Origin of the sequence: Bacteroides sp. AM16-13, from assembly GCF_003602705.1 — a bacterium.
GTDB lineage: Bacteria > Bacteroidota > Bacteroidia > Bacteroidales > Bacteroidaceae > Bacteroides > Bacteroides xylanisolvens.
This window is the reverse complement of record NZ_QTLK01000001.1, coordinates 174,542-194,827: the sequence shown is the minus strand read 5'-3', so window position 1 is coordinate 194,827 and position 20,286 is coordinate 174,542. Positions and strand designations below refer to the sequence as shown.

Annotated in this window: 15 protein-coding genes and 1 pseudogene; 9 read left to right on the top strand and 7 right to left on the bottom strand. The window is 42.9% G+C overall.

The genetic code is table 11. The features are described from left to right. Positions 1 to 40: 40 nt before the first annotated feature. Positions 41 to 1,285 (bottom strand): anaerobic sulfatase-maturation protein, encoded by a 1,245-nt coding sequence (locus tag DW173_RS00765; RefSeq protein ID WP_008021790.1) that lies wholly within the window; start codon positions 1,283 to 1,285, stop codon positions 41 to 43. A gap of 157 nt (positions 1,286 to 1,442) precedes the next feature. On the opposite strand from DW173_RS00765, the gene DW173_RS00760 reads away from it, so the two are divergent. The 3 genes from DW173_RS00760 to DW173_RS00750 all read left to right on the top strand — a co-directional run bounded on the left by DW173_RS00760 (position 1,443) and on the right by DW173_RS00750 (position 4,616). After that, positions 1,443 to 2,177, top strand: a complete 735-nt coding sequence (locus tag DW173_RS00760) for a DUF4369 domain-containing protein (RefSeq protein WP_004297344.1) — start codon at positions 1,443 to 1,445, stop codon at positions 2,175 to 2,177. 42 nt (positions 2,178 to 2,219) lie between these two features. Further along, on the top strand, positions 2,220 to 3,974 hold the full coding sequence (locus tag DW173_RS00755) for a tetratricopeptide repeat protein (RefSeq protein WP_118196586.1): 1,755 nt from the start codon (positions 2,220 to 2,222) through the stop codon (positions 3,972 to 3,974). Positions 3,975 to 4,139: 165 nt separating this feature from the next. Further along, positions 4,140 to 4,616, top strand: a complete 477-nt coding sequence (locus DW173_RS00750; RefSeq protein WP_118196594.1) for a polysaccharide deacetylase — start codon at positions 4,140 to 4,142, stop codon at positions 4,614 to 4,616. Positions 4,617 to 4,725: 109 nt separating this feature from the next. Here DW173_RS00750 and DW173_RS00745 read toward each other — a convergent pair whose 3' ends face one another. After that, the gene (locus tag DW173_RS00745) at positions 4,726 to 5,484 is read right to left on the bottom strand and encodes a lysophospholipid acyltransferase family protein (RefSeq protein ID WP_004315944.1); all 759 of its coding nucleotides are present in this window, start codon (positions 5,482 to 5,484) and stop codon (positions 4,726 to 4,728) included. 120 nt (positions 5,485 to 5,604) lie between these two features. Here DW173_RS00745 and DW173_RS00740 point away from each other — a divergent pair, with 120 nt between their 5' ends. The 3 genes and pseudogenes from DW173_RS00740 to DW173_RS24365 form a co-directional block, all read left to right on the top strand. After that, the gene (locus DW173_RS00740; protein WP_008643301.1) at positions 5,605 to 6,858 is read left to right on the top strand and encodes an exonuclease SbcCD subunit D C-terminal domain-containing protein; all 1,254 of its coding nucleotides are present in this window, start codon (positions 5,605 to 5,607) and stop codon (positions 6,856 to 6,858) included. After that, positions 6,855 to 9,722, top strand: coding sequence for an AAA family ATPase (locus tag DW173_RS00735; protein ID WP_120143412.1), 2,868 nt, complete (start codon positions 6,855 to 6,857; stop codon positions 9,720 to 9,722). Before DW173_RS00740 ends, DW173_RS00735 begins: the two co-directional genes overlap by 4 nt. 483 nt (positions 9,723 to 10,205) lie before the next feature. Beyond that, positions 10,206 to 10,250, top strand: a pseudogene (locus DW173_RS24365) (hypothetical protein); the annotation flags it as partial. A gap of 72 nt (positions 10,251 to 10,322) precedes the next feature. Here DW173_RS24365 and DW173_RS00725 read toward each other — a convergent pair. The 4 genes from DW173_RS00725 to DW173_RS00710 all read right to left on the bottom strand — a co-directional run bounded on the left by DW173_RS00725 (position 10,323) and on the right by DW173_RS00710 (position 14,168). After that, entirely contained in the window at positions 10,323 to 10,835 is a 513-nt protein-coding gene (locus tag DW173_RS00725) for an RNA polymerase sigma factor (protein WP_120143411.1), read from the bottom strand. A gap of 68 nt (positions 10,836 to 10,903) precedes the next feature. Beyond that, on the bottom strand, positions 10,904 to 11,806 hold the full coding sequence (locus tag DW173_RS00720) for a vitamin B12 dependent-methionine synthase activation domain-containing protein (RefSeq protein WP_117810647.1): 903 nt from the start codon (positions 11,804 to 11,806) through the stop codon (positions 10,904 to 10,906). A gap of 281 nt (positions 11,807 to 12,087) precedes the next feature. Then, positions 12,088 to 13,428 (bottom strand): dihydroorotase, encoded by a 1,341-nt coding sequence (locus DW173_RS00715; protein WP_120143409.1) that lies wholly within the window; start codon positions 13,426 to 13,428, stop codon positions 12,088 to 12,090. Beyond that, on the bottom strand, positions 13,425 to 14,168 hold the full coding sequence (locus tag DW173_RS00710; RefSeq protein ID WP_120069211.1) for a polyprenol monophosphomannose synthase: 744 nt from the start codon (positions 14,166 to 14,168) through the stop codon (positions 13,425 to 13,427). The genes DW173_RS00715 and DW173_RS00710 overlap by 4 nt, the downstream gene beginning before the upstream one ends. 259 nt (positions 14,169 to 14,427) lie before the next feature. Here DW173_RS00710 and mfd point away from each other — a divergent pair, with 259 nt between their 5' ends. From mfd to DW173_RS00695, 3 genes are all read left to right on the top strand, one after another. Further along, positions 14,428 to 17,802 carry a transcription-repair coupling factor gene (gene mfd / locus DW173_RS00705; protein ID WP_120143503.1) on the top strand — a complete coding sequence of 1,125 codons (3,375 nt, stop codon included), beginning with the start codon at positions 14,428 to 14,430 and terminating at the stop codon, positions 17,800 to 17,802. An 87-nt stretch (positions 17,803 to 17,889) separates the two neighbouring features. Further along, entirely contained in the window at positions 17,890 to 18,102 is a 213-nt protein-coding gene (locus tag DW173_RS00700; protein ID WP_004312604.1) for a hypothetical protein, read from the top strand. Next, positions 18,090 to 18,386, top strand: coding sequence for a type II toxin-antitoxin system RelE/ParE family toxin (locus DW173_RS00695; RefSeq protein ID WP_004312602.1), 297 nt, complete (start codon positions 18,090 to 18,092; stop codon positions 18,384 to 18,386). The genes DW173_RS00700 and DW173_RS00695 overlap by 13 nt, the downstream gene beginning before the upstream one ends. A 32-nt stretch (positions 18,387 to 18,418) precedes the next feature. Here DW173_RS00695 and DW173_RS00690 read toward each other — a convergent pair whose 3' ends face one another. Continuing rightward, entirely contained in the window at positions 18,419 to 20,275 is a 1,857-nt protein-coding gene (locus DW173_RS00690) for a YgiQ family radical SAM protein (protein ID WP_004312601.1), read from the bottom strand. Between the last annotated feature and the right edge of the window lie 11 nt (positions 20,276 to 20,286).

Genomic DNA, 20,286 nt, shown 5'->3' with positions numbered 1-20,286 from the left:
ATTTGAATATATGATTGTTAATATCTTCTGTTTCTCATTCTCAACTCTCCACTCTCAATTCTCCATTTCTTAAAGCTTCCATGATATTAGCAGGCGGACGTTGATTCATCAGTTCGTTTTTCATAAAGTCCATGTAAGGAGCTACGTGTTTAAAGAACTGATAATAACCTTTGCATAAGTAGTTCAATCCCGGTTCACCTTCTGCCGTTTGGCTAAAACGATTTTTCGGGCATTCCCCGTTGCAGGCAAACAGGAACTCACACTCCTTGCATTGAGTAGGGAGAGACTGGTATTTCATGTTTCCGAAGTTGTGCTGACGCTCGCTATGCATCATTTCTACCAGTGTCTTACTGTAAATGTTACCTAATTTATATTCGGGGAATACAAAGTGGTCGCAAGAATAAACGTCTCCGTTGAATTCCATTACACCGGCATGTCCGCAAGTCTTTGCCATCGTGCATATACCGGGTTGCTCACCCATCCAGTTGGCCAGGGTAGAATCGAATATCTGCACATAGTATTTGCCTACATCTTCTTTCACCCATTCGTCAAAGAGAGTACAGAGGAAGTTCCCCCATTGTTCCGGAGTGATTGAAAAGTCAGCCAGTGTTCCGGCTTTATTTTCGGCAAGAGAAGCGAGATGACGTCCGTCTTCATGTGAAAGAATACGTTCAACGATGGGAGCGAACTGGATATATTGGCAACCGATCTCTTTGAAGAAACGATAAAACTCCAACGGATATTCGGCATTGAAGTCATTAATAACTGCCATTGCATTCCATTCTACCCCGTGTTTCTTCAGAAGATTGATGCCTTGCATCACTTTCACAAAAGAAGGTTTTCCCAATTTGTTTTTGCGATACTCGTCATGAAACTCCTGCGGACCGTCGATGGAGACACCTACCAACCAATTGTTTTCACGGAAGAATTCGCACCATTCGTCAGTGAGCATGGTTCCGTTGGTCTGTATGCAGTTGTCGATTGTACGTCCGCGGGCGTATTTCTTTTGTAGTTCCATTGCCTTTTTATAGAAGGAGAGCGGTCGCATCAGCGTTTCTCCTCCGTGCCAGGTGAAAAGTACCTGCGGCATGGTTTGTGAGTTAATGTACTCGTCGATAAACTTTTCCAGAAGTTCATCGCTCATTACGTGTTTCGGATTGTCTTTGTATAGGTTGGCCTTTTCCAAATAATAGCAATAATCGCATGCTAGATTACATACGGCACCTACAGGCTTTACCATTACGTAAAGCGGTTTTGCAAAAGGGGCAAATGTTGATGTTTTCATGACTGCAAAATTAGATAAACTAAATGAAAAAAATAGCCTTACACCTATGTTTATAAGGATTATTAAAGAAAAGACTCTTACAAGATTTAAATATTGATAAAATGTTTCTTTGAATTCTGAATCAGTTGTACCTTTGTGCACAGAATTTAATGAATAGATGAACGTGAATAAAATTTTGCCTTTTTTGCTTTTGCTTCCGTTTCTGGCTTCCTGTACCAGTAAGTACAAGATTGAAGGAACATCTTCAGTGAATAGTCTGGATGGAAAGATGCTGTATCTTAAATCCCTGCGTGATGGCGAGTGGGTGAAGCTGGATTCTGCTGAAGTGGTGCATGGTCTGTTTTCAATGAAAGGGAAAATAGATTCCGTACAGATGGTGACGCTTTATATGGATGAAGAAAGCATTATGCCGATCGTTCTGGAAAGTGGAAAAATAACAGTTACCATCAGCAATACGGACTTGAAGGCAGTGGGAACCTCTTTAAATAATGCGTTGTACGAGTTTATCAGCAAAAGAAACCAATTAGAAGAAAGTATCAGCGAACTGGAGCAGAAAGAAACCCGTATGGTATTGGATGGAGGGGATCTGGATGAAATTCACAGTCAGCTGGTGGTGGAAGGTGATTCACTGATGCAAGCGATGAATCAGTATGTGAAAACGTTTATTTCCGACAATTACGAAAATGTATTGGGACCCAGTGTATTTATGATGCTTTGCAGCTCTTTGCCCTATCCCATTATGACTCCGCAGATAGATGATATTATAAAGGATGCTCCTTACTCTTTTAAAGATAATAAGCTGGTAAGAGAATTCCTGTCTAAAGCAAGAGAAAACATGAAGTTGATAGAAGAACATCAACGATTGGAACAAAATGCTTCAACAAATAAGTAATACTTGAGTTTTTTGTGTATTTTTGCATAAAACTCAAGTAAAATGAAAACGACTACTGTTTCGGTATACGCCGCTTTCTTTTTTATTTTAGTCTTATCGGTTTCTTGTCATAGAGATTCGGAGGTCCCTGATGCGGCATTCCAGAAGATCGAAATGTGTATGGAATCTCTCCCTGATACGGCTCTGTATCTATTAAAATCAGTTCCTCATCCTGAAAAATTGCGTGGAAAATCGCAGGCGGATTATGCGCTTTTATTAACGCAGGCAATGGATCAGAACTATGTGAAGTTTACTTCTGATTCGTTGATTGCATTGGCACTGAATTACTATACTGTAGAGCGTGGTGACACTGCCATGCGTGCTAAAGCACAGTATTATTATGGTAGAGTGCTGCGTGAATTGGGCAAAGATGAAGAGGCTTTGTCGTTCCTGTCTTCAGCAAAGGAAATGTTCGGGAAGATTCAATGTTGCAAGATGTTTGCCATGGCTACTGATGAAATAGGGATGGTGAACCGGAAAAAGAAATTGTATCAGGAGTCATTGAAGAATTTTCAGGAGTCATACGCTATCTATGAAGAGTTAAAAGATTCTGTGGGTATTGTCAGAGCCGAGCAGAATATAGGACGGGCTTATTTGTTTCAGAATAAATGGGATAGCTGTTATTTCTATTATAATAATGCTTTAGAATTAGCCAGGAAAAAACAGTATCCGTCTGAAGTTTCCATTTTACATGAGTTGGGTATCCTGTATCGTTCTATGGGAGAGTTGAAAAAGTCAGAGCGCTATTTCCTTGCTGCTTATGAAAAAGAAACGGATGAGGAAAGGAAATATGTAGAGTGTATGTCTTTGGGATATTTGTATATACAAATGGGGGATGTGGAGAATGCCAGAAGATACTTTAAGATGAGTGTAAATTCTTCTAAAGAGTATACCCGTATTGACGCATACAACAATTTATACTTTCTGGAAAAGGATATTGATAATTTTGAAGAAGCAATTACTTATCATGAAAAAGCGGATTCCATTGTCAGCGTATTGGATGAGGTCGATTCTTTGGAGTTGATAACAGAACTGCAAAAACAGTATGAGAACGAAAAACTCCGGAGCGATAATTTACAAATGAAAATGCACCGTACAGTTTTTCTGTTTTGCGGTACGATTGTTTTTCTGATTGTAGCCTTCTATATGTGTTATTACTATTACAAAAGTAAGAACCATAAAAAGAAGATTGCCGAGATTGAATCCCAGATTAGAGATAATGAAGAGGAGATAAAGCGATATCAGCAGGAGATGGAAGAAATCCAGGAGTTGAAAGACCAAGTGCTGGAAGAGAACCGCATACTCGAAGAAAATCGAATGAAGGTAGGCGAGTTGAATGGAAAGATTGTGCTTTTGAGTATGCAGAACAAAACCTTATCGGGGTTGTTGAAAGAACTAGGAGGAGAATTAACTGTCGGACCGTCTTCTGAACAATACATATCTGCCTTTCGATTACTGCTTGCTATAAAAGAGGGAACATTAAGAGGTAAGTTGTCTGATGGAGAACGCTATAAATTGTTTAGTCTGTTTGATTTACTCTATGCTAATTACGTTACCCGATTGCTTGACAAAGCTCCTTTATTGACGAAACGTGATCTTGAAATCTGTTGCTTCCTTAAATTTGGGCTGACTAATGAAGAGTTGGCTCGTATTTTCCAGACCTCTTCCGACTCGGTAACCAAGGCGAAGGGGAGACTAAAAGGCCGGTTAGGCATTTCTTCACAAGAAGATTTAAATGCATTTTTAAGGGACTTTTGATAAATAAAAAATGAATTGTCCGGGTCAATAACAGAATCAAAATATGTATTTTGTTGGATTTTAGATGTTTACGATGAATCAGACACACTGATTTTGTCCGGGTGACTTTTTTTGTGTTTTCAGATGCATGCCGTACTTTTGACCCAACAAAAACCAAATAGCTATATGAAAAATCCTAATGAATTATCTGCTACCTCTTCATGGAGAGGTAACGAATTGCAGTTGATAGAACAGAAAGCCAATATTGTTGTCGGAGTAGCTAATTCTCGTACGCGGTTAAGGATAGGAGTTCTATTAAGTAAATATTCAGAGTATCAGGTGGATTATATATCCTCCGAGAGTGAAACGGGTAAACTGATTGAAGAAGCCGATCTAATAATTGGTGCGGGGATTACTGCCTATGAAGGGGTGTTACGTCGGAAACCGGTGGTTGTAGTGGGGGATTATGGCCTTGGAGGCTTGGTCACTCCGGATACATTCCGCAAGCATTATAACAATCGGTTTAGAGGAAAGATTAATGGTGCAAGAGGTGAATCTTTCTCATTGGAGAATTTAGAAAAAGAAATTCATAAAGGTTTTAATTTGACTTTTCAAGAATTGCAAATGATGTCAAACCAAACCATAACTTTGCAAAACATCTAAATATCTGAATTCCTTAATTTCTTAATTTAATAGTTTGATGCATAAAACTGGTTAGGAGTGTGGGGGTGCGTGAGCATCCCCATATTCATTTTTAGGTATAATACACAAATTACCGGTCTTGATCTTCGTTTTTCACCATTCCCTTATGTTGCTCCGGGAGGGCACTTTCAACAGCAGCGTATGCCTCTGCCATGGTTGCCTTGATATTTTCCATGCCTTTTCCTTTGGGAGGAATAGGGTCGTGAATAGTCAGAATCATGCGATGGCGATGTATCCATTTGCCTGTGCGTGGAAGGATTTCAAATGAGCCATCGATAGTGACGGGCACCACTGCCAACTGTAAATCATCCGCCAATTGGAAAGCCCCTTTTTTAAAATATCCCATGTGTCCGGTAAAAGTGCGTGCACCTTCGGGAAAGACCACCAGAGAAACTCCGTCTTTCAACGAGTCTTTTGCCTGCCGGATGGTTTCCAAAACCTTCTTCGGGCCGGAACGGTCTACAAAGATATGTCCTGCGCTTTCACAGGCTTTTCCGACGAATGGCAATTTACGCAGACTTTTTTTCATCATCCATTTAAAGTTTCTTCCAATGAAGCCGTAGATGAGGAAAATATCAAATGAACCCTGATGGTTAGGTACAAAAATATAGGAAGTTTTGTCATGCAGCTTTTCGCGCCCCTCAATCTTCACGGGAATCAACAGGAACAGACAAATTAATTGTGACCATATCTTTCCCGGATAATATCCCCAGAAGTGGGCTCCTCCCAAGAGGGAACCTACAATAGTGACGATTGCCGTAAGGATGGTCAGCACTAATAAAATAGGCAAAGCGATGCAAATCTGATAAATATAATACAGTATCTTCATAGGGTTGGATTTTTATCCTGCAAATATACATGATTATTGGTAAAAAAGAGAGGCAGATGCGAGATAATCTTTCCGATTGTGTTATTTTTGCCTCTTGTTAGTAGAGATAGTTATAAAATTATGATACGTATATTACATACTGCCGACTGGCATTTGGGACAAACCTTTTTTGGATATGATCGCACGGGAGAACATGAGGTATTCCTGAATTGGCTGGCAGAAGAAATTCGTCAGAAAGAGATTGATGCATTGATTATAGCCGGAGATGTTTTTGATGTTTCCAACCCTTCCGCTGCATCCCAAAGCATGTATTATCAGTTTATTTATCGGGTGACAGTGGAGAATCCGAATCTGCAAATTGTCATTGTGGCCGGCAATCATGATTCGGCAGCACGTCTGGAAGCTCCTTTGCCTCTGTTGCAGGCTATGCGGACAGAAGTCAGAGGGGTGGTGCGCAAACTTGAAGGTGGAGAAATTGATTATGACCATTTGATCGTGGAACTGAAGAACCGGAAAGGGGAAGTGGAACTGCTTTGCATGGCTGTCCCTTTTTTGCGCCAGGGGGATTATCCGGTCGTGCAGACGGAAGGCAACCTGTACGCGGAGGGAGTTCGCGAACTATATTCGCAGCTTCTGCAAAGGCTATGGAAGCAAAGGACAGCGAATCAGTCGATTCTTGCCATCGGTCATTTGCAGGCTACAGGATCGGAGATTGCAGAAAAAGATTATAGTGAACGTACTGTGATTGGTGGTCTGGAATGTGTATCGCCGGAAGCTTTTTCCGAACAGATAGCGTATACGGCATTGGGGCATATACATAAAGCGCAGCGAGTGTCGGGAAGGGAGAATGTGAGATATGCAGGAAGTCCTATTCCGATGTCTTTTGCAGAGAAACATTATCATCATGGAGTCGTGATGGTGACTTTTGACGGAGGTTGTGCAGTGGATATTGAACGGTTGGAATGCCCGAAATTAATCCCTTTGGTAAGTGTGCCGAATGGAGAACCTGCCTTGCCGGAAGTGGTGTTGGAAGCTTTGAAAGAATTGCCGGAGACAAAGGATGTAGCTCCTTATTTAGAAGTGAAGGTACTGCTGGAGGAGCCGGAACCCATGCTTCGGCAGGAGATTGAGGAGGCATTGGCAGATAAAAATTATCGATTGGCACGCATTGTGTCTACCTATCGCACCGATGTAGAAAATAAGGAGAAAGAAAACGAGAACTGGAAGAGAGGATTGCAGGAGATGTCTCCCTTACAGATTGCGCAGTCTGCCTTTGAAAAGATTTATCAGGTGGAAATGCCTGCCGAACTGACAGGCTTGTTTCAGGAAGCCTATTGGGCTGCTACTCATAAAGAAGAGGAGGAAGAAGAATGAAAATACTGGCTATACGATTGAAGAATCTGACTTCGATAGAAGGGACAGTAGAAGTCGATTTTACAGCAGAACCATTACATTCTGCAGGTATATTTGCTATTTCGGGACCTACGGGTGCCGGTAAGTCTACTTTACTAGATGCTTTATGTCTGGCACTGTATGATAAAGCTCCCCGTTTCGCAACTTCGGTGGAAAGTGTGAATCTGGCAGATGTAGGAGACAATCAGATAAATCAGTCCGATGTAAGAAATTTATTGCGTCGGGGAACAAGCGACGGTTATGCGGAAGTCGATTTCTTAGGCATTGACGGACGGCGTTACCGTTCTCGCTGGTCGGTAAGACGGACAAGAAATAAGATAAGCGGTTCTTTGCAGCCACAAACGCTGGAGGTGAAAGAACTGGATACGGAGAAAGAATTCCAGGGTACCAAAAAAGAGTTGTTGATTCAGTTGGTGGAGTTGGTGGGGTTGACGTATGAGCAGTTTACCCGTACCGTATTATTGGCGCAGAATGATTTTGCAACATTCCTGAAATCGAAAGGAGCGGCCAAAGCGGAGTTGCTTGAGAAGTTGACGGGAACCGGTGTTTATTCCCGGATTTCTCAAGAAGTCTATGCCCGGAATAAGGCGGCACAGGAAGAAGTCACTTTGATTCAGAATCGAATGAATGTGATCGAATTGATGCCGGAAGAAGAATTGCTTGCTTTACAAAAAGAGAAAGAGTTGTTGGCCGAAAAGCGTGTGACAGGAATCAAACTGCTGGCGGAACAGAATGAACAGCTGAATGTGGTTCGTTCATTAAAAATGCAGGAAGATCTTTGGAAGAAGAAGCAACAGGAAGAACAGGAGGAACAGGCCAGATTGAAAGTGTTACAGGGCGCATTGGTTTCACAAGAAGAAGGATTGGTGCATTTCAAGGCACAATGGGAGGCCATACAGCCGGACTTGAAGAAAGCCCGTCAGTTGGATGTACAGATACAGTCACAGCAGGACAGTTACACACAATCGAAACAGATGTTACAGTCCGCTAATAAACAGGTGTCGGAGCAGGAACAAAAAATGCGGATGGCTACGGAGCAGTTGCAGGTTTCTTATTCTTCTCTGAACCGTTTGCTGAATCATGTAGGAATAAAAGAAGTGTTGCAACTAGAACAGGTGGAAGAAATTCTACGGCAGGAAGAAAATAAACTGACAGCCGGGATAAACACGAATGAAGAACGGTTGTTGCGATTAAACTCTTTCGGATATCCGTTATTGACCGAAGAACAGATGAAGTTGCAAAAAGAGCTGACACGCCAACAGAATATCCGGCAATTGACGGAAACGCAGACGAAAACCAAGGCGGAAGTAGAACGGTTGGAGAAAGAAACAACTGATTGCCTGAAACAATTGACTGAACAAGAAACCGCATTGAAAGTGACTCAACGCCTTTACGAAAATGCACGTATGGCAGTGGGAAAAGACGTGAAAGCATTGCGTCAGCAATTGCAGGAGGGGGAAGCTTGTCCAGTTTGCGGTAGTACGGCGCATCCTTACCATCAGGAACAGGAGGTAGTAGATACTCTTTTCCGGAGTATAGAACAGGAATATAATGCAGCAGTAGCAAACTGTCAACAGATCAATAACCGGAGCATTGTTTTGCAACGTGATTGGACGCATCAGAAGATGGTGGACGGACAGATTGGAGAACAGTTGGCGGCATTGTATAAAGCTGGGATCGATGCTGGTAACGAAGAGCAGATACAACATCGTTTGACGGAACTGGCAGAACGTATTTTAGAATATCGTAATCTTTATGCAGAATGGCAACGCAGCGATGAAGAAATTAAAAAGATGCGTGCGCATTGTGAAGCTCTTCGTGAGAATGTATCTCTTTGTCGCCTGGCGATGCAGAAAGTATCGTCTGCTAAAGAACAGTTGTTATTACTGCAGAATACTGCTTCAGCCGAACAAAAGAGATTTGAAGTTATAGAGAAAGCGTTGAATGTGCTCCGTCAGGAACGTTCGCAACTGTTGAAAGGAAAAAGTGCGGATGAAGCGGAAGCAGCCGTGGCAAAAAGAGAAAAAGAGCTGAATTTGGCTTTGGAGAAAGCACGCAAAGAGGTAGAGGCTGTGCACAATCGCCTTTCTGGTCTGCAAGGAGAGATGAAGCAAATTACGCTGGCTATCGGAGAATTGCAGGAACAGTATAAAAAGATTGAGTCTCCCGAACAACTTCCCGAAATAATAAAGAAACAACAGGAAGAAAACCTGAATATCGAACGTACCTTTTCTACTATGGAAGCCCGTCTTTTGCAACAGGCAAAGAATAAGCTAACTGTGGAACAGATTGCGAAGGAACTGGCAGAGAAACAGACGATTGCCGAACGTTGGGCGAAACTTAATAAACTGATAGGCAGTGCGGACGGAGCGAAATTTAAAGTGATAGCTCAAAGTTACACTTTGAATTTGCTGTTGCTTCATGCCAATAAACATTTATCCTACCTTTCTAAACGCTATAAGTTGCAACAGGTTCCCGACACGTTGGCGCTTCAAGTGATAGATTGTGATATGTGTGATGAAATACGGACTGTGTACTCTCTTTCCGGTGGTGAATCATTCCTGATATCTTTGGCGTTGGCTTTGGGCTTGTCTTCCTTATCAAGCAATAACCTGAAAGTAGAATCTCTATTTATTGATGAAGGATTCGGCTCTTTGGATGCGGAAAGCCTGCGTACGGCAATGGAAGCATTGGAACAATTACAGATGCAGGGACGGAAAATCGGAGTTATTTCTCACGTACAGGAGATGAGTGAACGAATTTCTGTTCAGGTGCAAGTGCATAAGAAAGTGAATGGAAAGAGTGTGCTTACCGTTGTAGGGTAAGCACATCCATTATCTCCTTTTACATTAATTCGTTCAATTCGCTTAAATTCTTCTTTATTTCGTGGATGCGATTTAAGAACTTCTTGCGGTAAATCCATAAAATCAATCCTAGTCCTCCGCCCCATAACAGGATAAAGAAGGCTATCATGCCTATTCCATATTGCCACACTTGCCAGTAGATAAATGAGAGTACAGCCAGTACCAGGAGGAAAGCAATAGCAATCAGTCGTTCTCTGATGGTCCATCGGTGTATACGGTTCACGCGGCTGATTACCTCTACCAGAGGCATCTCGTCTATTTGAGTCCGTTGGAGGTAGCGGGTGGTGACGATGTCCCAGCAAAGTGCGGGAATCCATGCGAAAATGATAATGATGTAGATCGGGTTCAATCTGTTGTGCAACAACACCTCCGCTAAAAACAAGATCAATATCGGCAAAGAAATCAGAATAAGCTTGATGTTCAGGCTGGCAATGGCATGGATACCTTTGTCTGCATGCCTTATCAGCTTTTCAAGCTCTTCTTCTTTGATGAACTCTTTATCTTTCAAGTGTTCATCCAGGGCATTCCAAGATTTTTTCAGTTCTTCCAGTTCCATATATCTTATTCCTCCTTTTTCATTCTTTTAAGTTTGTCTTTGATGCGGCTTAGTTTAGTCGCTACATTGGTAACCGTCAGTCCGGTAATTTCTGCTATTTCTTCATAACTTTTGTCTTCGAGATAGAGCAGGATAATTGATTTGTCTAGTTGTCCCAGCTGGTTAATCATCTGATAAAGCTGTTTCAGCATTTCGTTGATCGGGTCGTGTGCTTCTATGGTCCAGTCAGTATCTTTGGTGAGACTGACTATTTCCGGTATATTCTTTTCTTTACGATAAAAACTGATACAAGTGTTGAGAGCAATACGATAAATCCATGTAGATACTTTACATTCTTTTCTGAATTTAGGATAGGCTTTCCAAAGATTCAGTAGCACATCCTGATAAAGGTCATTGAGCGGAGCATTGGGGTTGGCGTACAGATAGCACACTTTGTAGATCACCCGTTCATATTCGCGGATTACCGACAAGAACTCTTGCTCAATAGGAGGATTGGCTTCTGTTGTTCGTTCTCTCATGGAATCTATGCTTGCTTTTCTGGTTAGTTAGTCGTGAGAAAAGGAGAAAAATCACAGGAGAATGATGATTATTGAAGATTCGCTGCCAGAAACTTGCGCATTTCTTCGATGCTTTTTCCCCGGCGGCGGGTATAATCTTCGAGTTGGTCTTCTCCAATCTTTCCTACAGAGAAATATTCGGAAGCCGGATGTGAAAACATAAGTCCGCAAACAGAAGCGTGCGGATACATGGCCCCGTTTTCAGTCAATGAAATGCCTATCTGTTTCATGTCCAGCAGTTCATCCAACAGGAAGTTGACAGACTGATCCGGTAAAGACGGGTAGCCGACGGCAGGGCGAATACCTTGATACTTCTCGACCAGTAAATCCGCTATGCCCAGATTTTCTTCTTTGGCATATCCCCATGCTTCTTTTCGTACATACTCATGCATCTTTTCTGTTGCAGCTTCTGCCAGTCGGTCGGAGAGGGTTTGGACAAGCAAGTGTTTATATGGGTCCTGTTCATACAGTCCTTCCATGTCCGCATCAATAGAAGAAGCAAAAGCACCGATGGTGTCGGGGATACCGGAAGAAAGAGGACGGATAAAGTCGCTTAGACAAAGGAAAGGACTTCCATCTCTTTTGGGCGTCTGCTGACGCAGTAAAGGAAAGGTGACGAATTGGTCTTTTTCTTTCTCAATAATTAGATTATCTCCGTCAGCGTTCGCTTTACAGAGCTTGAATAGGGTCTTTACCTCATAATCCCGGTCGAGCAGATCGAGCATCCGGTTGGCTTCTTTAAATAGCTGCATGGCTTCGGAGGCCTTGTTACGCTCTTCTTCCGGAAAAGTCGTCAGCCACGAAGCACGGCAGACGTCACATCCGTGAATGTTAGCAATGGCTGCAAAACGTGGCTGGAAACCCCATGCATGGAAAAAGTAAATCCAGTTGATGTAAGGGGTAACTGTGTGTATTTTATAAGATAGAATCATAATTTATACAATTAAATGGGAATTTATCGGTTAAATGAGAATTTTGCAGTTAGGCTGAAAGCCTTACAATTATATATTTATTGGGGTGCCCTGAAAGGGCTTAATTATATAGCGTAGGGCAACGCCCTACGAAAAAGACACACCAGCCACAAGCCCTGAAAGGGCGGAACTGTATACAATTATGCCCTTTCAGGGCGCAAATTCAGATTATCGTTTTTACGTAGGGCGTTGCCTTACGCTATATAATTAAGCCCTTTCAGGGCACTCCGCAAAATTATCATTTATCGTTCGAAGAACAATTCTTGTCCGCGATAAGACTCGTCTATTTCTCCGTTGTTATATAACAGATGTCCGTTTGCAAATGTTTTCTCTACCTTCCAGTTGAATGTATGGCCTTCCAGCGGGCTCCATTTGCATTTGCTTAAGATGCAGTCTGTGGTTACAGTCCATTCGTTTCCGGGACGGACTAATACCAGGTCAGCCTGATAGCCTTTGCGGATGAATCCCCTGTTTGCTATCTCATACATCTGCGCAGGAGCATGAGCCATTTTTTCTACTACTTTCTCGATGGTAAACACTCCTTTATCTGCCAACTCCAGCATGCTGACTAGCGAGAACTGAATCATCGGCATCCCGGACATTGCCTTTAATGCACCTCCTTCTTTTTCACTAAGCAAGTGTGGGGCATGATCGGTTGCGATGGCATCAATCAGACCGCTGTTGACAGCCTCTTGCAAGGCTTTCCGGTCTTGTGCAGTCTTGATGGCAGGGTTACATTTAATGCGGGCACCCAATGTCTGATAATCTTCTTCCGTAAAGAGTAGATGGGAAACGCAGGCTTCTGCTGTAATTCTTTTTTGTGCCAGAGGAACGTTGGAAAACAGACTCAACTCTTTAGCGGTGGAAATATGCATGATGTGCAGGCGGGCATTTGTTTCCCGTGCCAGTTGCACAGCCAGCTCGGACGAACGATAGCAAGCCTCTTCCGAACGGAGAAGCGGATGAAGAGCCAGAGGTACATCGTCTCCGTATTCTTTCTTATATTTATCCGTATTTTCTTTGATAATTCCCTGGTCTTCGCAATGGGCGGCGATGAGCAGATCGGTTCCGCCGAATATATTACGCAAGCTGGCCATCCGGTCTACCAGCATATTGCCGGTGCTTGAACCCATAAATAACTTCACGCCACAAACCCGGTGTTTATCCAGTTGCGCAAACTGGGTATAGTTATTATTCGTTGCTCCGAAATAGCAGGAATAGTTGACTGCTGATTTCTCGCCTAGTAGGATGAATTTCTCTTCCAAAGCCTCCAGCGTCGTAGTCTGCGGGTTTGTATTGGGCATGTCCATGATGGAAGTGACACCTCCTGCTGCAGCGGCATGGCTTTCTGTGGTAATATCAGCTTTATGAGTCAGTCCGGGATCGCGGAAATGAACATGTTCGTCGATGGCACCCGGCAGGAGATAACACCCGCTTGCGTCAATGACTTCGTCACAAGGGGCAGTTGCTTTTTCTTCACCCACCAATATTTCGGCTATCTTTTCATTTTCAATGACTACTGAACCCAGTACTTTTCTTCCTTCGTTAACAATAACGGCATTTTGAATCAGTGTACGTTTCATGACTTTTGCGGGAATTTATGGAACCAACTATTTACTTTTAATTTAATCACACCAAATATGGCCTCTCCAAAGATGCTGCTATTCATCTTGGAAGTCCCTAGTTCACGATTAATGAAAATCACGGGAACCTCGATGATTTTAAAACCACATTTGTAAGCGGTGAATTTCATTTCAATCTGAAAAGCATATCCCTTAAAACGGATATGATCCAAATCGATCATTTCCAGTACCTGACGGCGGTAGCAGACAAATCCGGCAGTTGTGTCTTGTACGGGTATTCCTGTGATGAACCGCACATATTTGGAAGCAAAGTACGACATCAATACCCGTCCCATCGGCCAGTTCACTACATTCACTCCGCTGATGTAGCGGGAGCCGATGGATACATCTCCACCCTGTTCCGAACAAGCCTGATACAAACGGGGTAAATCGTTCGGATTATGACTGAAGTCGGCATCCATTTCAAAGATATACTCGTATGCGTGTTCCAGTGCCCATTTAAATCCGGTAATATAGGCAGTGCCCAATCCCAGTTTCCCTTTACGCTCAATCATAAAAAGCCGTTCGGGAAATTCTTGTTGCAAGGTTTTTACGATGGTTGCCGTTCCGTCCGGAGAGCCGTCTTCTATTACCAGAATATGGAATACTTTGGGAAGGCCGAATACGGCACGGATGATATTTTCTATGTTCTCCCGTTCATTATAGGTAGGGATAATTACAATGCTATCCGATGTCTGCATATAGATACTATAAAATTTAAAACAAAAGTAGTTCTTTTCCTTTAGTTATAGCCGAACTAAGGAAAATTTAACGTGAAGAGCAGAATGCAATCTTTTGTTTCTTGGTGTGAAACGGTTTGTTCCTCGGTGTGAAACAAGTTGTTTCTCGGTGTGGAACACTTTGTTTCTCGGTGAGAAACTTTGGGGGGATGAAAACTTTCCCACACTTATGTCTGTCCTGCGATTCTTTTTTGTAATTTTGCGGGGAAATTTTATAGGTATGACAATAACTGAATTACAACAACAATATGCTGCCCACCCCAATATGGCAGTAATGAAGCGCTTGTTGAAGGACACTTCTGTTCAGACTGTTTTTTGTGGAGGACTGTGTGCATCTGCTGCTTCTCTTTTTTCTTCTGTATTGGTACAAGAGAGTGGTTGTCCGTTTGTCTTTATTTTAGGTGATCTTGAAGAAGCCGGCTATTTTTATCATGACTTGACGCAGATATTGGGTACGGAAAAGGTGTTATTCTTTCCATCTTCATTCCGTCGCTCTATTAAATATGGGCAAAAAGACGCAGCCAATGAGATTCTGCGCACGGAAGTACTTAGCCGCTTGCAAAAAAGGGAGGAGGGACTATGTATCGTTACGTACCCGGATGCATTGGCAGAGAAAGTAGTGTCGCGAAAGGAATTGAGCGATAAAACCCTGAAATTGAATGTAGGGGAGAAAGTGGATACCACTTTTATCACTGATGTGTTGCATAGTTATGGCTTCGAATACGTAGATTATGTATATGAACCGGGGCAATACGCTGTTCGCGGTAGCATTATCGACGTTTTCTCTTTTGCTTCGGAATATCCTTATCGTATTGATTTCTTTGGTGATGAAGTAGAAAGTATCCGTACCTTTGAAGTAGAGTCCCAATTATCCCGCGAGAAGAAAAGTGGAGTGTCCATTGTTCCCGATTTAGCAGTGACAGGAGATGTGACAACTTCCTTTCTGGATTTTATCCCGAAAGATACTACTCTGGCAATGCGCGATTTTCTTTGGTTGCGTGAACGAATCCAGGTGGTGCATGATGAAGCGTTGACTCCCCAGGCAATAGCTGTTCAGGAAGCCGCAGAAAATGGAGGCATTACATTAGAAGGAAAACTGATAGACGGCAGTGAATTCACTGTACGGGCACTCGATTTCCGCCGATTGGAATTTGGTAACAAACCAACCGGAACGCCGAATGCCAGTGTTACTTTCAATACATCTGCCCAACCCATCTTTCATAAGAATTTCGATTTGGTAGCTTCTTCTTTCAAAGATTATTTGGAAAAAGGTTATTCGCTATATATCTGTAGTGACAGTATGAAGCAGACAGATCGTATCAAGGCTATTTTTGAAGATCGGGGCGATCAGATTAATTTTACTCCCGTAGAGCGTACCATACATGAAGGATTTGTAGATAACACACTACGGCTCTGTATCTTCACCGACCATCAGTTGTTTGACCGTTTCCATAAATATAACCTGAAAAGTGATAAAGCCCGTTCGGGAAAAGTAGCACTGTCCTTAAAAGAACTGAATCAGTTTACTCCGGGAGATTATGTGGTGCATACCGATCATGGTATCGGACGTTTTTCCGGTTTGGTGCGTATACCGAATGGTGATACCACGCAGGAAGTTTTGAAACTGGTGTTTCAGAATGAAGATGTAGTGTTCGTTTCCATTCATTCACTGCATAAAGTTTCTAAATATAAAGGTAAGGAGGGAGAGGCTCCCCGGCTTAACAAATTAGGTACAGGGGCATGGGAGAAACTGAAAGAACGTACGAAGAGCAAAATCAAGGATATTGCCCGCGATTTGATAAAATTGTATTCGCAGCGTCGTCAGGAAAAAGGGTTCTCTTATAGTCCCGATAGTTTCTTGCAGCGTGAGTTGGAAGCATCCTTTATTTATGAAGATACACCGGATCAGAGTAAGGCGACGATTGATGTCAAAGCGGATATGGAAAGTGACCGCCCGATGGACCGTCTGGTTTGTGGAGATGTAGGATTTGGAAAAACAGAAGTTGCGATCCGTGCCGCTTTCAAAGCCGTTGCCGATAATAAACAAGTAGCTGTTCTGGTTCCGACAACGGTGCTTGCTTACCAGCATTTTCAAACATTCCGCGAACGTCTGAAAGGACTGCCATGCCGGGTGGAATATTTAAGCCGCGCACGTACTGCCGCACAAACCAAAGCTGTATTGAAAGGACTGAAGGATGGAGATGTCGGTATTTTGATAGGTACCCACCGTATCTTAGGCAAGGATGTTCAGTTTAAAGACTTGGGACTGCTGATTGTTGACGAAGAGCAGAAATTCGGAGTTTCCGTAAAAGAAAAGCTGCGTCAGTTGAAAGTGAATGTAGATACACTGACAATGACTGCTACTCCGATTCCCCGTACCCTTCAATTTTCGTTGATGGGCGCGCGTGATTTGAGCGTGATTTCCACTCCACCGCCTAACCGCTATCCGATTCAGACCGAAGTGCATACTTTTAATGAAGAAGTGATTACGGATGCCATCAACTTTGAGATGAGTCGCAACGGGCAGGTCTTTTTCGTCAATAACCGGATTGCGAACTTGCCGGAACTGAAAGCAATGATAGAGCGCCATATCCCGGATTGTCGTGTAGCAATCGGACACGGACAGATGGAGCCGACAGAACTGGAGAAAATTATTCTGGATTTTGTCAACTATGACTATGACGTGCTCTTGGCAACCACAATCATCGAAAGTGGTATCGATATTCCGAATGCAAATACCATCATTATCAATCAGGCGCAAAACTTCGGCTTGAGTGATCTCCATCAGATGCGTGGACGGGTAGGGCGTAGTAACAAGAAAGCATTCTGTTATCTGCTGGCTCCTCCGTTGAGCAGTCTGACAGCCGAAGGAAGACGACGTCTTCAAGCGATTGAAAACTTTAGTGATTTGGGAAGTGGTATTCATATTGCTATGCAGGATTTGGACATTCGTGGAGCCGGAAATTTGCTCGGAGCCGAGCAAAGTGGCTTTGTCGCTGATTTGGGATATGAAACATATCAGAAGATACTGACTGAAGCTGTCCATGAGTTGAAAACAGATGAATTTGCAGAACTGTATGCTGATGAAATAAAAGGTGAAGGACAAATTAGTGGAGAAGAATTTGTAGAGGAGTGTCAGGTAGAAAGTGACCTCGAACTTTTATTGCCGGCCAACTACGTAACCGGCAGCAGCGAACGTATGTTGCTCTATCGTGAACTGGATGGACTGACATTGGACAAAGATGTGGAGGCTTTCCGCTCCCGCTTGGAAGACCGCTTCGGACCGGTTCCCCGGGAAACGGAAGAATTACTCCGCATTGTTCCTTTACGCCGTTTGTCAGCTCGTTTGGGAGCAGAGAAGATTTTCCTGAAAGGCGGACGAATGACCTTGTTCTTTGTTTCCAATCCGGATAGTCCGTTCTATCAAAGTAAGGCTTTCGGTAAAGTGATAGACTATATGATGAAGTATACCCGGCGCTGTGATCTGCGTGAGCAAAATGGCAGACGGAGTATGTTGATTAAAAATGTTACTAATGTGGAGACGGCAGTCAGTGTGTTGCAGGAGATTGTGGCGTTGCCGGTGAAAGAAGAATAAATAAGCTTTTCGGGGAAGATAAGCGAGGAATTGTTTGTTTTATACCAAGGGGATCTTTATCTTTGTAGATATAACTTAATAACTGATATGGCTAAGAAATCATATAAACCTCAAGATAATGAATTGCCACAGGTCAATGAACCAGTGGCTGCTTATCATGTAACTACTCCTAATGCAAATCTTTATGTTCCTACAGAATATGAACAGGAAATTATAATGCATTCTGAAAAAGATTATGAGGAGGGTAGATTGCATACTCAAGAAGATGTGGATAAGCTGGTGGAACAATGGCTAAGTTAAAAATAGTCTGGACAGAAACAGCGACTATTGTTTTTCAGCAAATTCTGACTTTCTATAATGTGAGAAATGGAAATACCCAATATAGCCGTTCCATTTATACAATGGTGAGAGACGTATTGCAATTAGTCGCTAAATATCCTTATATGTATAAAGCTACCTCTGTTCCTAATATACGTGTTTTTCATTGTGATTATTTCAAAGTCTATTATCGGGTACTTGAAAAGCAGATTCTTGTGGAAGCTGTTTTTGATACTCGCCAAGATCCTGATAAGGCTCCTTTTTAGAGGTGGTTTTGTAAGTGATGGAATGGAGCGAATTAGCGTTTTCCGTATAATTTGTCTATCAAATCAGAACGTCCGATACGTCTCAACTCATTGATGATATTTCTCCTTTCTTCCGGTTTATACCAAAAAAAGAACTGTCGTTGTGCTAGTTTCTCCCGTTGGGTTTTAGCACTGAATATCGGTTCTAACGTGTATGGATGGAATCCGGTATACCAAGCTTCGGTAGCAACCGTCATCGGAGTGGGAGTGAAGTCCTGCACTTGTTCCAGGTGGAAGTCCAGACGTTTAGTGATAACGGCAAGTTCCGCCATATCTTCTTCTTTGCATCCGGGATGCGAGGAAATGAAATACGGAATCAGTTGTTGACGTAGATTCTCTTCCCGGTTGATACGGTCGAATATCCTCTTGAATGTTTCAAATTGCTCGAAAGAAGGTTTGCGCATCACAGATAATACCCGGTCACTGGTATGCTCCGGAGCTACTTTCAGCCGACCACTTACGTGATTGACAATCAATTCACGGGTATACTCGGCAGTGCTGCGGTTGATCGCTTCATCTTTACTTTGATGAAGTAACAGGTCATAGCGTACTCCGCTACCGATAAACGATTTTTTTATTCCGGGCAAGGCATCTACTGCACGGTAAATATCCAGTAAGGGGCGATGGTCGGTATTTAGATTTGGGCAAACTTTCGGATGGATACATGACGGTCGTTTGCACTTCTTGCAAATAGCTTCGTCTTTTCCTTTCATCTGATACATGTTAGCGGAAGGACCACCCAAATCGCTTAAATATCCTTTGAAATCGGGTAACTGGATGACCTCTTTCACCTCTTTCAGTATGGACTCTTTGCTACGGCTGACGATAAACTTTCCCTGATGAGCGGAAATGGTGCAGAAGGCACAACCGCCGAAACATCCCCGGTGAATGTTGATGGAAAACTTAATCATGTCATAAGCCGGAATCCGTTTCCCTTTATATTTAGGATGAGGTAGCCGGGTATATGGCAAATCAAACGAACGATCGAGATCTTCCTGGCTCATCGGAGGATATGGAGGATTGACTACTACTATCTTGTTTCCGACGGCTTGCGTGATTCGGGAAGCCGAATATTTGTTAGATTCTTCTTCGATATGCCGGAAATTACTAGCCTGTTTCTTTTTATCTGCCAAACATTCTTCGTGCGAATAAAGTGAAAGGTCATTTTCGGCAGAGGTCCATTCTGTTGCACGACAAAGATAGGCTGTTTGAGGAACTGATCCGATGATTGTTCTGAATTTACTGCTTGTCAGTACTGGCTCTTCAGTAGTAAGCAGACTTTTCATATTCTTCACCAGGTCTGGAAGTGGTTTTTCTCCCATTCCGTAAATGAGCAGGTCGGCACCGCTGTCGCATAAAATGCTCTTTTGCACTTTGTCCTGCCAATAATCGTAATGACTTAACCGTCTTAAACTGGCTTCGATTCCTCCGATAACTACGGGAACATCCGGATAAAGTTTCTTTAGTATCTGGCTATAAACCGTGGAAGGATATTCCGGACGCATATCCGGACGACCGTCCGGGGTATACGCATCTTCACTGCGCAATCGTTTGTTGGCTGTGTATTTATTTACCATTGAGTCCATACATCCACCGGAGATGCCGAAGAATAGCCGTGGACGTCCCAACTTCTTGAAGTCACGCAGGTCATCACGCCAGTTGGGCTGGGGCACAATGGCTATTTTCAAACCTTCCGCTTCAAGAATCCGTCCAATAACGGCAGCACCAAAAGAAGGGTGATCCACATAGGCATCAGCACTGAATAGAATGACATCCAATTCATTCCATCCGCGAAGTTCTACTTCTTTCTTGGTAGTAGGTAACCAGTCAGTCAATCGATATTCTTTCATGCTGCAAAGAT

Excerpts from the sequence above, each read along its gene's own strand:
- DW173_RS00700 (WP_004312604.1), top strand. The coding sequence starts at position 17,890 with ATGGCTAAGAAATCATATAAACCTCAAGATAATGAATTGCCACAGGTC.
- DW173_RS00690 (WP_004312601.1), bottom strand. The coding sequence starts at position 20,275 with ATGAAAGAATATCGATTGACTGACTGGTTACCTACTACCAAGAAAGAA.
- mfd (WP_120143503.1), top strand. The coding sequence starts at position 14,428 with ATGACAATAACTGAATTACAACAACAATATGCTGCCCACCCCAATATG.
- DW173_RS00765 (WP_008021790.1), bottom strand. The coding sequence starts at position 1,285 with ATGAAAACATCAACATTTGCCCCTTTTGCAAAACCGCTTTACGTAATG.
- DW173_RS00695 (WP_004312602.1), top strand. The coding sequence starts at position 18,090 with ATGGCTAAGTTAAAAATAGTCTGGACAGAAACAGCGACTATTGTTTTT.
- DW173_RS00755 (WP_118196586.1), top strand. The coding sequence starts at position 2,220 with ATGAAAACGACTACTGTTTCGGTATACGCCGCTTTCTTTTTTATTTTA.
- DW173_RS00740 (WP_008643301.1), top strand. The coding sequence starts at position 5,605 with ATGATACGTATATTACATACTGCCGACTGGCATTTGGGACAAACCTTT.
- DW173_RS00710 (WP_120069211.1), bottom strand. The coding sequence starts at position 14,168 with ATGCAGACATCGGATAGCATTGTAATTATCCCTACCTATAATGAACGG.
- DW173_RS00750 (WP_118196594.1), top strand. The coding sequence starts at position 4,140 with ATGAAAAATCCTAATGAATTATCTGCTACCTCTTCATGGAGAGGTAAC.
- DW173_RS00760 (WP_004297344.1), top strand. The coding sequence starts at position 1,443 with ATGAACGTGAATAAAATTTTGCCTTTTTTGCTTTTGCTTCCGTTTCTG.
- DW173_RS00715 (WP_120143409.1), bottom strand. The coding sequence starts at position 13,428 with ATGAAACGTACACTGATTCAAAATGCCGTTATTGTTAACGAAGGAAGA.
- DW173_RS00725 (WP_120143411.1), bottom strand. The coding sequence starts at position 10,835 with ATGAGAGAACGAACAACAGAAGCCAATCCTCCTATTGAGCAAGAGTTC.
- DW173_RS00720 (WP_117810647.1), bottom strand. The coding sequence starts at position 11,806 with ATGATTCTATCTTATAAAATACACACAGTTACCCCTTACATCAACTGG.
- DW173_RS00745 (WP_004315944.1), bottom strand. The coding sequence starts at position 5,484 with ATGAAGATACTGTATTATATTTATCAGATTTGCATCGCTTTGCCTATT.
- DW173_RS00735 (WP_120143412.1), top strand. The coding sequence starts at position 6,855 with ATGAAAATACTGGCTATACGATTGAAGAATCTGACTTCGATAGAAGGG.